We start from the raw sequence: 14,455 nt of genomic DNA on the forward strand, positions 1-14,455 counted from the left end.
ACATGTGCTGCTCTTGAATCCAGACATCGGAGCGGGAGGCACGCATGTTCAAAGACCTGCTGGTACACATTCCTACGGAGCGGTCGCCCCGGCCCGCCATCGACGCATCCGTTTCCCTGGCGATGACCGCCGGCGCACACCTGGACGCAATTGCAACCGGATATGCGTCGACGAACGTACCATTTGTTGCGGAAGGCGGAGCGGCCATCGCATCGTCTCTGCAATTCGAGTACGAACGCGCGCTGGAGCGGGCCGACGCCGCATTGCGCATTTTCGAGGTTGAAGCGAAGAACGCGAAGATCGCCTATGGAAAATACGCACTGAGCGAATCTATCGCGGAGACCATTTCGAGGGTTGGTGCGGCGGCGCGCCTCCATGATTTGACGGTCGTATCACAGGGGAATTCGGACGTGGAAACGTTCGACAACCAGCTCCCACAGGAGCTCCTCTTGCAGGCGGGTGGGCCGGTGCTGTTCATCCCGTACACTTCCCGTGGCGCGTTTAAGGCGTCACGCATCGGCATCTGCTGGGACGGCAGTCGCCTCGCCGCTCGCGCTTTGCGAGACGCGATGCCATTCATTACCGAAGCAGATGCTCTGACGACCATCAGCCTCAACGCATCCGAGATTCCGGCCGATGCGTCGCCCGAACGGCTCGCGAGACACCTCGCGCGGAAAGGCCTGCCGACGAAAGCCATTTCGCTTCAGTCCGACCGTGGCAATCTGCAGTCGAGCATCCTGTCGATCGCTGCGGACGAAGGCCTCGACCTCTTGGTTATGGGTGGCTACGGACATTCTCGGCTTCAGGAAACAGTGTTCGGCGGCGTTACGCGGGAGATGTTCCGCAGTATGACTGTCCCTGTCCTGATGTCGCACTGATGAGCACGACGTGAGGATACTTCTCCGAACTGAACGCGCCATAGCAGGCGCCGTTCTCGCTGCGGCTTTACTTCTCTTCGCAGGCCCAACTACGGCTTCGAGCATCGCGCAAGGACGGCGGCTCGCACTGCTGTATTGTGCCAAGTGCCACGCGACCGACAAGGTCAGTCCCAGTCCACTCAAGATCGCTCCCCCGTTCAGGACGCTACACGAACGATATCTGATCGAGATGCTGCAAGAGGCCCTGGCCGAGGGCATCGTCACTGGGCATCCGGCGATGCCGGAGTTTCGTTTCGATTCCGACCAGGTCGGCGATTTCATGGCCTTCCTGAAGACGCTGGAGCAATGAGGGCCGATTTTTGGAGGGTGGCTGGATGACTCTACGGAATCTCTGGATGGCTTTAGCGATCTCGGCGTTGGCGGGCACAGCTGCAACTGCCCAATCGGACTTCGAGCCCTCGCCGAACATCAGACAGTATGCGCCTCGTCTGGTCGAAATCATGAGTGCGGCGCAGCTCCAGCACTTGAAGCTGTGGTTCGCAGGCAAGTCGAAGAACTGGGAGCTGGCCGCGTACGAATTGCGTCAGTTGACGAATAGCCTTGCCCAAGCTGCTGTATTCTACCCGGGCATTCCCGTGAGCAACGTGACCACGATGGAAGAACCTCTGCTCTCAATAGCAGACGCGATCGAAACGAGAGACGGCCGCAAGTTCGCCGCTTCCATGCGTGGGCTGACGGACGGCTGCAATGCCTGCCACACCTCGCTGGAGCGCAGCTTTATAGCGATAGGCGTACCGACCGATCAGCAGCCGCCCGCCAATCAGATATTCGCCCCGATGGGAAAAGCACAGAAGAAGTGAGGTGGGCTCGAACCGACATCAGCCGATGTTAATGCACTCAGGCGAAGAACTGAAACTTTGGCATCGGCTCATTCCCGTTGCCCACTCACTCGGGTTGGTCGAGCTTCATCGGCCCAGAAGAAATGAGCCGCCGAGCCCAAGGGGGGATTGGATCTCGGCGGCAACTTGGGGGGCGTAACCGTGGGGTCGGGTTACGTAGATTGGAGACTAACAGCCCCACAGGGCGCGGACTTGATCCGGATCAAATGCAACCTCGCCGAACTACTTTCTTTCGCGCCTGTGATGGCACGAAAGCTCGCCCGTCCTCACGTTGACGAGGTGACTCCTTTCGCAGGGACCGCTACCTTTGTGCGTCAACTGAGATATCAGTCTATTGGGTGCTCGCGCGTTTCGCCGTCATCGCTTTCCGCAATTGATTGACATCAACACCGTTGCCAGGCGACCGCCTATGCTCAACAGAAAGTGGGAGCATCGCCATGATCGGAATTACGTTGACCGCAGATCAGATTTGGAACGCCCCAGTTGAGGTGCGACGGTGGATTGAACATGAGGTCATTGCCGGCCTCCGCTTGGCACCGCAAGCTCCGGCTTCGTCGCCCCCACGCGCCACTCATCCAGCTATCTGCAGTGAGGACGAATTGGCGGCGATCTTCGGCCGATTGAGGGGAATGCCTGTCGCCCTCAGCACGCTATTCGAGTTCCGAGAACCCGGCATTGCTTTCGGAGATCCGCCGGTCAAGAGTTTCCGACTGATGGATATTTTGCACAACAGCAAACTGCAGAGTATCGAGCAGGTAATGACGGGCCTGGACGCCATCAACGCCACTCTTGCTGAACTGCGCGGTGATCCAGGCGTCCGCTTCTGCGACTTGGATAACGAAGGTCATTGCTTCCTGGCGCCCGAAACACAAGCGAGCGTCGCAAAGCTTTGGCACGATATCGTTGTTCGGCAGGAGCCACCTGCCAACGCGCGTCGGGAGCCGCTGCTGCGTTCCGCGGGCTGAATTCGAACTAATTCTAGGAGCCTGTCCGAGTAGTCCCTGTTCAATTGGATGGGGGTCTGATTCTATTGGCGGCGATGAGCAAGTATTTTCGCCTCTGGAAGATTGATCAGCCGCAGCTTCTGCCGCCCAGCGTGCAGGATTTCGTACCAAGGGACCACTTGTCACGGTTCATCGTGGAACTGGTGCGGGAGAGCCTCGACCTCACTGAGATTAGCAGCAGCTACACGAGTGCACTCGGCCAGCCGCCGTTCGATCCGCGCCTGATGGTGTCGCTGCTGCTCAACGGCTATGCGAGCGGCATCTACTCCTCCCGGCGCATCGCCAAGGCGTGCATCGAGCGCACCGACTTCATGATGATCGCAGCCCTCGATGCGCCGGACTTCCGCACCATCTGCGAGTTCCGCAAGCGGCACCTCAACCAGCTGGCCGGGTTATTCGTGCAGGTGTTGAAGCTCGCCGAGAAGGCTGGGCTGGTACGGCTTGGGCATGTCGCGCTCGATGGCACCAAGATCAGGGCGAATGCGTCCAAACACAAGGCGATGAGCTATGGGCACATGAAGAAGCGCCAAGCCGAACTGCAGGCCGAGGTCGATCGCTGGCTGGCCGCCGCCGAGGCCGCGGATGCCGAAGACGACAAGCTGCACGGCACCAAACGTGGCGACGAACTGCCCGACTGGGTCGCCGACAAGCAGAAGCGGATCGCCAGGATCGTTGCGGCCAAGGCTGAACTGGAGGCGGAGGCCAAGGCCGCGGCCGACGAGCAGCGTCGCATCGAGGCCGAGAAGCAGAAGAGCCGCGAAGCTGAGGGGCGCAAGAAGACCGGCAAGCCCGCCGCGCCGCCATCCGACGAGCCTGCCGCAAAGGCACAGCGCAACTTCACCGATCCTGAAAGCCGCATTCTCAAAACCAAGGACGGCTTCATCCAGGGTTATAACGCGCAGGCGGCCGTCGATGGCAAAGCGCAGATCATCGTTGCACACGGGCTGACGCCGAGCACGAGCGACCATGGCCAACTGGTGCCGCTGGTCGATGGCATCCAAGCCAATCTCGGCCACAAGCCACAACAAGCTTCCGCCGACAGCGGCTATCTGAGCGAGGCCAATCTTGCGAGCCTCGAGCAGCGCGGGATCGACGGCTACATCGCCATCGGACGCGCCAAGCGCCCCACCGCCGACAACGGCAAGGTCGGCGGACCGCTGACACAGGCGATGAGAAAAAAGATTGCCGATGGCGGCTTCGACACCCCCTACCGGCTAAGAAAGCAGATCGTGGAGGCGGTGTTCGGACAGATCAAGCAGGCACGCGGCTTCCGCCAGTTCCTGTTGCGGGGCCTGGCAAACGTGCGTGCCGAATGGGCGATGATCTGCACCGCCCACAACCTCGTGAAGCTCGCTAACCTCGCAAGGCCCGCATCAGCGGGATTTCGTGTCAAAATGCGCCAACCAGAAAGCTATCTGGACGGGCTCCTAGTTCGGTTACCTGCTCACTCTTTCTGAGGCCATCCATCCTACCGACCCTCGTGTCCTCAAGAAGTCGTCAGCCGCGATTACGCCATGTGAAGAATTCGGAAGCGATTGATCTGTCGCTGTGATTTGACGTGAGCAAGTATTCGATTGGGCAAGAAAGCCGTGGGTAGGTGTTGGTTTTCTTGCGTTTTTTTGGATTCCGGATTTGGCGACTTCGTGATTCCTTTGACGGCGAGATTCGCTGTTGGGGAGAACCCATGAGCCATCCGCGCGACGATCGTCAGGACGATCTGTTTCGTCCATCTCTGGAGAAGATCATCAACCTTCGCCATCCGTTGGTGCGTCTGGCGGCGGAGATCGATTGGGACTTCCTGGCGGGACGCTTCAGTTCGGTCTGTCGCCTCGGGCCGGGGCAGCCACCGTTGCCGACACGATTGGTAGCCGGACTGTTCATCCTCAAGCACATGCACAATCTCTCTGACGAGGCGCTGTGCGACAGGTGGGTCGAGATGTGTTTCGGCGTGGGGTCTCAACCATGATCGGCGTGGGGGTCCCATCATTTCAATTCAATGAAATCAATGGCCTGAAGGGGTCCCGATGACGCCGATGGGGGTCATTTTTCGATCAGCATTCACACCCAGGTTGCCGCGCTCTTCCGACCCAGATTGGCGCGCGCAAGCGACACCAACGTTTGGCAATTTGCCGTCTTGCCAAGCGACGATGCATATTGGGCTGCGACACCGACCGAGCGTTCGCCCTTCTTCGGCACCGCGGTATCATCGATTCCCAGCAGTGCATCATCGCCGCCAACGAGGCGGTCGGCTCAAGGGGGCATCACCCCTCAGTCGTTCCTGTAATGCCGGCCGATCGACGAGGAGGTTGTCGAGATGCCGCAGGGCTGGCCACTGGCTTTGGGCCAATCGCCCAACCAGCGCCCGCGTGCCGTCCACGACAAAGACGCCGCAATCAAATTCGTTCTCCTGCTGGGTCATGCGGACGGGCTCACGACGCGCACGCAGCCGTTGTGCGAGCATTTCTGCACGCCCGTCGTTTTGTCCCTGGTTAGAGTCATAGTGATAGGCAACTGGACTTGTCCGATCGCGACGATCAACGAACAGCAGCGACCAGTGGGTGCCGCGGAGAGCAGGATCCGAAGCACTGGCGTCGCTCACTGGCATGAACAGGAAGTCGGCTGTATCGTTACCACCGACATTTACAATGCGCTGGAAGGCGGCGAGCATCACGCTCGCCGACCCCAGCCGCAGATGATAGTGGGCGATGAGGGGATCGACGAGCCGCGTCCGGGCGGCGAGGTCCGGATTGTTCTGCTGCAAGTCCTGCCTCAGCAGTTCGTAGTCCCGGTGGATATGTTGGTCACCCAGCCACTCCCTAGCGCCGAGCACCCGCCCGCTGGGGTCGGAAGATGGGGTTTCCAACGCCCCGATCTGATCAGCGGAGGATGTACTCGGAAACGCCGGCGCAAAATGAGCATGATCTCGCAGTTGCTGCGGGGTGAATGGCATCGGATAACCAGCGCCGGGGAAGAGATCTGACAACGTAGCTCCTGAGGGCAGAGCTGCCGGCTCAGGGAAATTGCGGTCCGACTGCGCGGACGGCAATGGCCACGCGGAGCTCCAGCCGGCAGGTACCTGTGCCGCGATCTGGTTCGCCTCGCGCCAATGCTGCGACTGATCGCAACTTGCCACTTGCGGCTCGGCATAGTTTGGGAGCCAGCTTTCGCGGCGCTCCCATCCTCCGGGGGGCACGAGAGGCCCGATATCGGTGAGCGGCTGACGAGATGCTCGACCGGCCGAGGATCCGCTAGGATCGTGGACCGGCTGAATAATAACTTGTCTGCCTAGCGGATTGTTTACGGCCGGCTCCCACGCTCGGCTATCGAACGATGCCGTGTAAGGCTGAGTGTTAATAGACAAATTCGTCGGCCACTGCGACGGCCTCGGTAGGAGCCCTGCTCTGTCCAGTGCTTCGATCAGGACGCCGGGGGCCGGTTGCGGGCCATTGAATTGCGAGGGATCAAATTGCAGGGGAAGGAGATATCCGAAATCACGCGGCGACGGCCAAGCCGGTACGGCGGCTGCCGGAGCGGATGATTGTTGCGACAGGCTTAAGGAAGACGGCATGCCTTCCCAAAAGTTCGCGAGGTCCCAACTGTCGGCGGGCAGCTGGCCAGCTTGGTCCGCTTCCTGCCAGAGCTCCTCCGGATCGACAGCTTGCAATGGCGAATGGGCTGCCTGTTCCCCCATCTGCCAGGAGCCGACTGCGCCCGAAACACCGTCCCCGAGGTTACTGTTGCCGGACGCACGCGTCATATCCAGGCCGATAGGCGGCGTAGTCTCTGTTCGCTGGTTGGAACGAGTTGCATCATCGATGATATGTCCGCGTTCTGCTGTGGAACTGTGATGTGGAGGCCCGCGATCAGCTAATGTGTTTGAGCCGCGATACTCACGAAGCGCTTGCAAGGCGGCTCTCAGCTCAGTTGACTTCTTAGCGTGAGCGATCAGGGATTCGTGATCGAGTGCAGTGATCGTTTGACCTGGCCCGAGAGATTTCGCCAAGTTGCGCAAAACTCGATAATACCGCCGGGCAGTGTCCCTGGTCCACTTTCGGCGCCTAGCAGCTGCTGCCTGGATGGCCCGGTCGATGAGAATCTCGTCTTCCACAGAGACAACTGGACCATATGGCGTGTCAGGCTCGCGATACCTCCGAAGGACCGTCAACCCGGGAACCACATACGGGTTATCCTGAAAAAACTCGTTTGCGTAGGCGACCAAGGAATTGTGATCGAGTGCATCAATAGTTTGCCCTCGCTTCCCGAGATGATTGCCCAATTGACGAAGAGCGTTAGCGTAAGTGCGTGCTGTTCCTTCTGTTAGACGCTTGCACGCAACATCGGCCTCGACAGCCAAGCGGATGAGGTTCCGGTCGTTATCGGACAGATGAGGATGGTTAGGGTTTGAACGCGGTGGCCCCCCTGCGACGGGAGCAGCCCCCACAGAGACATCAATTCGTCGACGTTTGTTATGTGGGGTGTCAGGCTCGCGATACCTCCGAAGGACCGTCAACGCGGAAGCAACATGCCCGACATTCGAAAAGACATTTTTAGCGTGAGCGAGCAGGGAATCATGATCGAGTGCACCAATCGTTTGGCCCCGCTCCCCGAGGCGATTCCCCAATTTACGAAGAGCGTTAGCGTAAACGTATTTTGTTCCTTCTGTCAGCTTCCTGTGCCCAACCTTGGCCTCAAGAGCCGAGTTGATGAGGTTCTCGTCGTTATCGGACAGATGAGGATAGTTAGGGTTTGAGCGCGGTGGGCGGCCCCCTGCGATGGGAGCAGCACCGCCTTGGTGCTCCTCGGCCAAGTGCTGCTCAGAGTCCTCGTGCGCGACCTGGTCTACCGCTCCTGGCGCGGCCGGCTCTGCCTGTTGTTGCAACATGGCGTCGTACGCCTGCAGCCAACCTGGATCGAATGGATCGAATGGATCGAAATTGTCTGGGTCCACGCCAATCTCCCGCGTCCGAAGCTAGATCGTCGCAAGTTCTCCACCTCAGCGCCAAAAACGGGAGGGGGTGATTGATCGGGATAGGGCGACAGTCCCGCACGATCGTGGGTAACAACTTTGATCCCTGGCGGCGCGTCAGCCACAGCTGCGCTGGGGTGCCTCCAAACAGGCCCATATTCGCACAGACCGTAGAATTGCGGACCTACCAAAGCTGGGCGGCGGCGATCAGGGTGAGCACACTCCGTCTCGTCTTCTTCATCATCCGCTCCATCTAGCTGTTAGCTGCTCTATGTGATGGCCGGGGCCCCCTTTGATCATCTCCCAGTTACTATCCAGCATAGTACCCGCCAAATAGAAACGCCGCGCAAAATGCCGGGCGTTTCTATTGGCGGTTGACGGAGCGGTCGCCTTCCAACTTAACTGAGGTGAAATGGACCCGCGAAGCGGGACCGGTTGAACCGGCTTGTTAGTTGGAAACTGATCGCTCCTGATCCCTTTCTATCACGCAGCCAGAGATTCTGTCTGCTGCTGTTGCTGTGGGCATGTGGTCAACGCGTCAGCGTTGTCCACCATGTCCACAGCCTTCGCGGCCTGCATCCGTTCGCGCCAGACCGCCATCGGCGTGCGATAGCCGAGGGACTGATGAAGGCGACGATCGTTGTAGAAGGCGATCCAGCTCGCGATCCCTGCCTTGGCCTCGCGGCCGTCGGCATAGCCCTTGAGATAGATGTCCTCATGCTTGAGAGACCGCCACAGCCGCTCGATGAAGACGTTGTCCATCCAACGACCGCGGCCATCCATGGAGATCTTGATCTTTGCGGCCGCCAGCGCGCCGGTGAAGGCCACGCTGGTGAACTGGCTGCCCTGGTCGGTGTTGAAAATCTCCGGCGTGCCGTACTTCGCCAGCGCCTCTTCCAGAGCCGTCACGCAGAACGAGACCTCCATCGTATTCGATAACCGCCACGCCAGAACCGCACGGCTCGCCCAGTCGATGATGGCGACGAGATAGAGAAAGCCGCGGCCGATGGGCAGATACGTGATGTCGGCCGCCCATACCTGGTTCGGCCGGTCGATCGTCATGTTGCGCAGCAGATAGGGATAGATCTTGTGGCCCGGCGCCGGCTTTGTCGTGTTCGGCTTCGGTCCCAGCGCCGCGATGCCCATCTTGCGCATCAACCGCTGCACGCGCTTGCGATTGATCTGAAGCCCCTCAGTCTTCAGCATCGCGGTCATCCGCCGCGAGCCCAGGAATGGCCAGGCGGTGAACAGCTCGTCGATCCGCTGCATCAGGGCAAGGTCGTTGTCGTTGGCCGGCCGTGGCGGCCGGTAGACCCCAGAACGGGCGATGCCAAGCAACATGCATTGCCGGCGGATCGACAGCGCCTGGTCGGCGCGATCGAGCATTCCTCGACGGTCCGGCGTGCTCATCTTCCGGACCTCCGCGCTAAAAAATCGCGCTCGACTGTCAGTTGTCCAATCTTGGCGTGCAGCTTCTCGATCTCGCGTTCGCGCGTTTCCTCGCTCTCGCGCCCGACACCCGCGTCAAAAGCCCGGGCCGCCTGGTCCAGCAGCTGCTTCTTCCAGGCATAGATCTGGTTTGGGTGAACCTCATAGCGCTGGGCCAGATCGGCCACCGTCGCCTGCTCCCGCACGGCTTCCAGCGCGATCTTTGCCTTCAACGCCGCGTCGATCTTCCGTCGTGTCTTCTTCGTCATCATGCCCTCCGTCTATCAAACGGAGCGGCCCTTTTCCAACTTAGCCTCTGGTCCCAAAACCGGGGTCCATTTCAGAGGGCCCCAAAAAACGGGCCATCTCGCTTTGTCTTTAAATGGCCTTCCAGATGTGATCGAGGGAGCACGCTACCCCAATTCGCTCGGTGACGCGCGCAACAGTGCCTCCAGTTTACGCCCGCCTTGCTCGATCGCCTCAGACCAATGGCCGAACCGTTCCTGCGCGACGACTTCGAACGACGGGTACCACAGTGGCTTTCCGCCAGCCTGGGCCCAATACCAGGGATAACCGCATGGCACGAAAACCACGCCGGGAACTCCGAGTGCTCCGGCGATATGGACGGCGAAGCTGTCGGGCCCAACCACGGCGTCGAGATTGGCGATCGCTGCGATCAATTCCGCAGGGCGCTCGATATGCACACCGGCATCGATCGGGTGACGCCATCGCTTCATGTCGTGGCGTTGCGCTCCACTCATCAAACTGATCGGCGTGACGGAGTGTGGAATCACAGCGGCGACCTGTTCCATCGATAGGCCGAGAGCGCCGCTCTCCCATAAGATTCCTACCAACGGCCTTGCGAACACGGCCAAAGGAAGCCGTCAGGGTGATGTCTGCGGACGTCGCAGCGCTGCCAGCAGTGATTGACACGCCATTCTCGGCGGAGATCTCATAGATGCCTTTTGGCACCTTGTGCTGGACGTTGCCGTTCGTGACCTCCATCGTTTGGCCGCACCCGATTTTCAACAGTGCCGCGCCTTCGACATTTGTCTGGAAGTCCTTGGTGGTGAAGGCAAGTATGCCAGCGTTGTCGCTTTCATGCTCGCGGGTCACTGCCGGATCATCGTTGACCGTCGCCGCGAGACCAGTGACAAGTTCTGCCTCTTCGTCCGAATAAGAGCTGCGCGGCGGCAATCAGGGTGAGACTTCTCATCCTGTTTGTCGCGCTATAGATAACGAAGAAGACAAGGAAGAAGACGAGACGGAGTGTGCTCACCCTGATCGCCGCCGCCCAGCTTTGGTAGGTCCGCAATTCTACGGTCTGTGCGAATATGGGCCTGTCGGTGAATGGAGCCACCCCAGCGCAGCTGGCTGACGCGCTGCCAGGGATCAAAGTTGTTACCCACGATCGTGCGGGACTGTCGCCCTATCCCGATCAATTCACCCCCCCTCCCGCTTTTGGCGCTGAAGTGGAGAACTTGCGACGATCTAGCTTCGGACGCGGGAGATTGGCGTGGACCCAGACAATTTCGATCCATTCGATCCATTCGATCCAGGTTGGCTGCAGGCGTACGACGCCATGTTGCAACAACAGGCAGAGCCGGCCGCGCCAGGAGCGGTAGACCAGGTCGCACACGAGGACTCTGAGCAGCACTTGGCCGAGGAGCGCCAAGGCGGTGCTGCTCCCATCGCAGGGGGCCGCCCACCGCGCTCAAACCCTGACTATCCTCATCTGTCCGATAACGACCAGAACCTCATCAGCTCGGCTCTCGGGGCCGAGGTTGCGTGCGAGCGTCTGAAAGAAGGAACAAGATGCACTTACGGTCGCGCTCTTCGTCGATTGGGCGATCGTCTCGGGGCGCGAGGCCTAACCATTGATGCACTCGATCATGTTTCCTTGGTCGCTCTCGTCAAAGCGTTTTTTCCGAAAGACGGGAATGTGGTTTCCGCGCTGATGGTTCTTCGGTGGTATCGCGAGCCTGATACGCCATATGGTCTAGTTGTCTCTGTGGACGACGTGCGCCTCATCGACCGGGCCATCCAGGCAGCTGCTGGGGACCGAGGGTGGCTCAGCAAGACCGCCCGGCGGTATAATCGCGCTTTGCGTGACTTGGCGAATTCTCTCGGGCCAAGTCAAACGATTACTGCACTCGATCACGATTCGCTGGTCGACCACGCCGGTAGGGTATCACGGGGTGCCCACCACCTGAGGGACCTGAAAGCCGGCTTGCGAGCGCTTCGTGAGTATCGTGACTCAAACACATTAGCTGATCGCGGGCCTCCACATCACAGTTCCACGGCAGAACGCGGACATATCATCGATGATGCAGCTCGTTCCAACCAGCGAACAGAGACTACGCCGCCTATCGGCCTGATACGTGAGTCCGGCAACAGTAGCCTCGGGGACGGTGCTTCGGGCGCAGTCGGCTCCTGGCAGATGGGGGAACAGGCAGCCCATTCGCCATTGCAAGCTGTCGATCCGGGGGAACTCTGGCAGGAAGTGGACCAAGCTGGCCAGCTGCCCGCCGACGGTTGGGACCTCGCGAACTTTTGGGCAGGCATGCCGTCTTCCTTAAGCCTGTCGCAACAGTCATCCGCTCCGGCAGCCGCCCTACCGGCTCGGCCGCCGCCGTGGGATCAAGCCACCGGACGATCTTCATTTGCCGGTACTTCGGAAGCGTCATCGAGTTTCGTCGCTCGCCTGTCGGCGGCCGATTTTGGAAGTATCGTCGGTTTGAGCTGGGAGCACGGCAGCCAACCGGCTCCCCCCGAGCTGATCCGCGCCCTCGACGCACGCGGACTCCTGCCGGGGCCGTGTCGGCCGACACATCTGAGGATCCTTGATCGATCGTATTCGGCGCAGTGGGCAGGGAGAGGAAGAAGGGAGGTCGCGACCTTAAATAATTTGCTCGGCGGTGACGTTATGCTGATTCCGGAATCCGGGTTTGAATACCAGGGAGCGGTGCAGGTGCGCCCCGGAACTGTTCCATCATCTGCGGTCGCGGCATCGTCCACAGCCGGTGCATCGTCCTCCGGGCAAGGCGGTTCGCAGGCACTGTACGGCCTTCCGGACATCGGAGAGTATGTTCCCCAGGACTTTGCTCACGGCGACACACGACCGATTGGCGCACAGGACTGGGGTGACACCAGCGGTGCCGAAAGCATGGGACCATCAGAGATGCCCACGGGCTTTTGGGGGCGTCATTTCGAAGAAAACATCGTCAGCGATCCTTGGCAACACACCAGTACTTCTGGCTCCGATCGGCACAGCGCCGCCGCCATCGGAGGGCCGCCCGCGGCACATCACCAGGCGCCCTCACAGGCACTCGCGGGCGCATCGCTGCCTGCCTTGTCTGTCGGCCCGTTGAGCGACACGCTCCAAGCATTTTTGGCGCGATTCAATGCCTACGTGGGACAAGCCAGTGGCCAAGGACTGAATTGCCTGCTGGAAACGGTTCTTCAATTGGCCAGCAACACGGAGCGACCGGACGACGAAACGCCGCAGACTCAGCAACTTCAGCAACAGGCTCAGTTGTTGCGGAATAGCCTGGTTCAAGACGGCGTGGTCGATCCGCATGGCGAAATCGACCTTTACGGCGCTGGAGTCGGGGTCTCGCTGGCGACCCGTTTTCGCCTGCGCATTCAAGCCATCGAGGTACATGCGAATGGCGGGTTGACCGTGCATCCTGTCCTGGGTCAGGAAGGTCGGCTGGTGCACATTTTGCACACGCCGGGGCATTTCCAGCCGCTGTGGCCTCGGGACTAAGAAAGAAAAGCCGAAGCCCGCGCGAGCTCGGTACTGCAGCCCCAGCGCATGCGACGGCGGTGAGCGCGCAGACACCGGCGGTGCTGGTGGCGCGTGCCAGGGAAGACCTCGTCAAGGGCCTTCCAGAACCCCAGCGCACCGTCACCGACCGCCACTTGGGGAGCGATCCGCAGGCCGCGCTGCTTCACATCGATCAAGAGCTCACGCCAACTCTGGGCGCTCTCGCGGGCGCCGACCTGGAAGCCGACCAATTCCTTGCGGCCCTCCGGCGTCGCGCCGACCAGCACCAGGATACATTCGCTGTGATCCTCCATCCGGGCCTGCAAATAAACCCCATCGGCCCACAGATAGACGTAGCGCCGCGCCGACAGGTCACGTCGCTGCCAACGCTCGTACTCGGCCTGCCAGTCGGCCGTCAGGCGTGCAATCACCGACGGCGACAGGTTCGGCGCGTCCTTGCCGAGCAGCGCCGACAGCGCCTCCTGGAAGTCGCCGGTCGAGATGCCGCGCAGGTAAAGGATCGGCAGCAGGGCATCCAGGCTCTTCGTCCGCCGCGCCCACAGCGGCAGGATCGCCGAGCTGAAGCGGATCCGATCGGCTGAGCTGGCGCCGCGGTCTCTCACCTTGGGCCGGGCGACCTCGATTGCGCCGATCCCCGTGGCAGCCTTGCGCGTAGGGCCATGGCCGTGCCGGACCACACGGGCGCGGCCACCCGGCAGCTTCAGCTCCGCCGTCGTCTCCAGAAACGCCTGCAGTTCGATTTCGACCGCCCTGGCGAGCAGATCACGGGCTCCATTGCGCAGGATTTCTGTCAGTGGATCGTCAACCGCCGACCGCTGACGGAAGGGGAGAATCTTGGTAGTCTCGTTCATGGCGTATCGCTCTCCTTGAGGTTCTGGCAGGCTCGACACCCGCCTCACATGGGGGCGCGCCGTGTCAAGATCATTCATCGCAAAGCATGAGCAATTCTCCAAAACGGCATTCAAGTTCTGAGCCCGATTGCGTGACGCGGCTGGTTTGCCGAGCCTGGTCAACCTCACATTCGGTCGCCGCTCATTGCGGCTGCACCAATATCCCGCTTGCGCGCGGGCGGGGCTCAGGGTGGCGAAACCACTCTCGAAAAACGGCATTTCGCCAGAGGCGGGTACGGTTCGCCGACCTGAATCCGCCAAGACAGATCGAGTCCTGGTAGATTTCTAGAAGAAGTTGATGTTTGAGCTGCAGCCGATGTTTACTTGTTCTTCAGGACGGCGCCTTCGATAATGATGCCCGCAGTTACATACTTCCAGAGTGCAACGAGTAGCTTGCGCGCGAGCGCTACAATCGTAGACCTCTTCAAGCGACCGCCATTGCGCCGAACACGTTCGTTGAACCACTGAGCCAACGCGGAATTAGGCTGATGTCGTAGCCACAGCCAAGCCATTTGGATCATTGTCGTCCGTAGCCTTGGGTTACCCGCTTTCGATACCCCTTGCTCGTGATCAATTGATCCGCTCTGCCAGGGGCTCCGT

Annotated in this window: 8 protein-coding genes and 5 pseudogenes; 7 read left to right on the forward strand and 6 right to left on the reverse strand. The window is 60.4% G+C overall.

What is annotated here, in order from left to right; genetic code table 11:
• Positions 1-44: 44 nt before the first annotated feature.
• From NLN62_RS48445 to NLN62_RS48470, 6 genes and pseudogenes are all read left to right on the forward strand, one after another.
• Entirely contained in the window at positions 45-878 is an 834-nt protein-coding gene (locus NLN62_RS48445) for a universal stress protein (RefSeq protein WP_254113936.1), read from the forward strand.
• A 103-nt stretch (positions 879-981) separates the two neighbouring features.
• The gene (locus NLN62_RS48450) at positions 982-1,227 is read left to right on the forward strand and encodes a cytochrome c (RefSeq protein ID WP_254114244.1); all 246 of its coding nucleotides are present in this window, start codon (positions 982-984) and stop codon (positions 1,225-1,227) included.
• A 46-nt stretch (positions 1,228-1,273) separates the two neighbouring features.
• Positions 1,274-1,738, forward strand: a complete 465-nt coding sequence (locus tag NLN62_RS48455) for a hypothetical protein (RefSeq protein WP_254113937.1) — start codon at positions 1,274-1,276, stop codon at positions 1,736-1,738.
• A 476-nt stretch (positions 1,739-2,214) separates the two neighbouring features.
• Positions 2,215-2,742 carry a hypothetical protein gene (locus NLN62_RS48460; RefSeq protein WP_254113938.1) on the forward strand — a complete coding sequence of 176 codons (528 nt, stop codon included), beginning with the start codon at positions 2,215-2,217 and terminating at the stop codon, positions 2,740-2,742.
• 74 nt (positions 2,743-2,816) lie between these two features.
• Positions 2,817-4,136, forward strand: a pseudogene (locus NLN62_RS48465) (IS1182 family transposase); the annotation flags it as partial.
• A gap of 329 nt (positions 4,137-4,465) precedes the next feature.
• Positions 4,466-4,717: pseudogene (locus NLN62_RS48470) on the forward strand (transposase); the annotation flags it as partial.
• 158 nt (positions 4,718-4,875) lie between these two features.
• On the opposite strand, the pseudogene NLN62_RS48475 reads toward NLN62_RS48470, so the two are convergent.
• From NLN62_RS48475 to NLN62_RS48490, 4 genes and pseudogenes are all read right to left on the reverse strand, one after another.
• A pseudogene (locus NLN62_RS48475) lies at positions 4,876-5,031 on the reverse strand (transposase); the annotation flags it as partial.
• A complete protein-coding gene (locus NLN62_RS48480; protein ID WP_254113939.1) occupies positions 5,006-7,729 on the reverse strand; it encodes a Ulp1 family isopeptidase in 2,724 nt (907 codons plus the stop codon). The pseudogene NLN62_RS48475 and the gene NLN62_RS48480, both read right to left, overlap by 26 nt.
• Before the next feature lie 501 nt (positions 7,730-8,230).
• Positions 8,231-9,444, reverse strand: a protein-coding gene (locus tag NLN62_RS48485) for an IS3 family transposase (RefSeq protein WP_254107226.1) whose coding sequence is annotated in 2 segments (ribosomal slippage) — positions 8,231-9,168 and positions 9,168-9,444 — 1,215 coding nt in all. Because the reading frame shifts where the segments join, the coding sequence is not laid out codon by codon here.
• Between the two features lie 144 nt (positions 9,445-9,588).
• Entirely contained in the window at positions 9,589-9,936 is a 348-nt protein-coding gene (locus NLN62_RS48490; RefSeq protein WP_254113940.1) for a hypothetical protein, read from the reverse strand.
• A 755-nt stretch (positions 9,937-10,691) separates the two neighbouring features.
• Between NLN62_RS48490 and NLN62_RS48495 the strand changes: the two genes are divergently transcribed.
• Entirely contained in the window at positions 10,692-12,944 is a 2,253-nt protein-coding gene (locus NLN62_RS48495; RefSeq protein ID WP_254113941.1) for a hypothetical protein, read from the forward strand.
• A 71-nt stretch (positions 12,945-13,015) separates the two neighbouring features.
• On the opposite strand, the pseudogene NLN62_RS48500 reads toward NLN62_RS48495, so the two are convergent.
• Positions 13,016-13,771 (reverse strand): annotated as a pseudogene (locus NLN62_RS48500) (IS256 family transposase); the annotation flags it as partial.
• A 404-nt stretch (positions 13,772-14,175) separates the two neighbouring features.
• Positions 14,176-14,451 (reverse strand): annotated as a pseudogene (locus tag NLN62_RS48505) (transposase); the annotation flags it as partial.
• Positions 14,452-14,455: the final 4 nt, after the last annotated feature.

The sequence above is a fragment of the Bradyrhizobium sp. CCGUVB23 genome, from assembly GCF_024199885.1.
GTDB lineage: Bacteria > Pseudomonadota > Alphaproteobacteria > Rhizobiales > Xanthobacteraceae > Bradyrhizobium.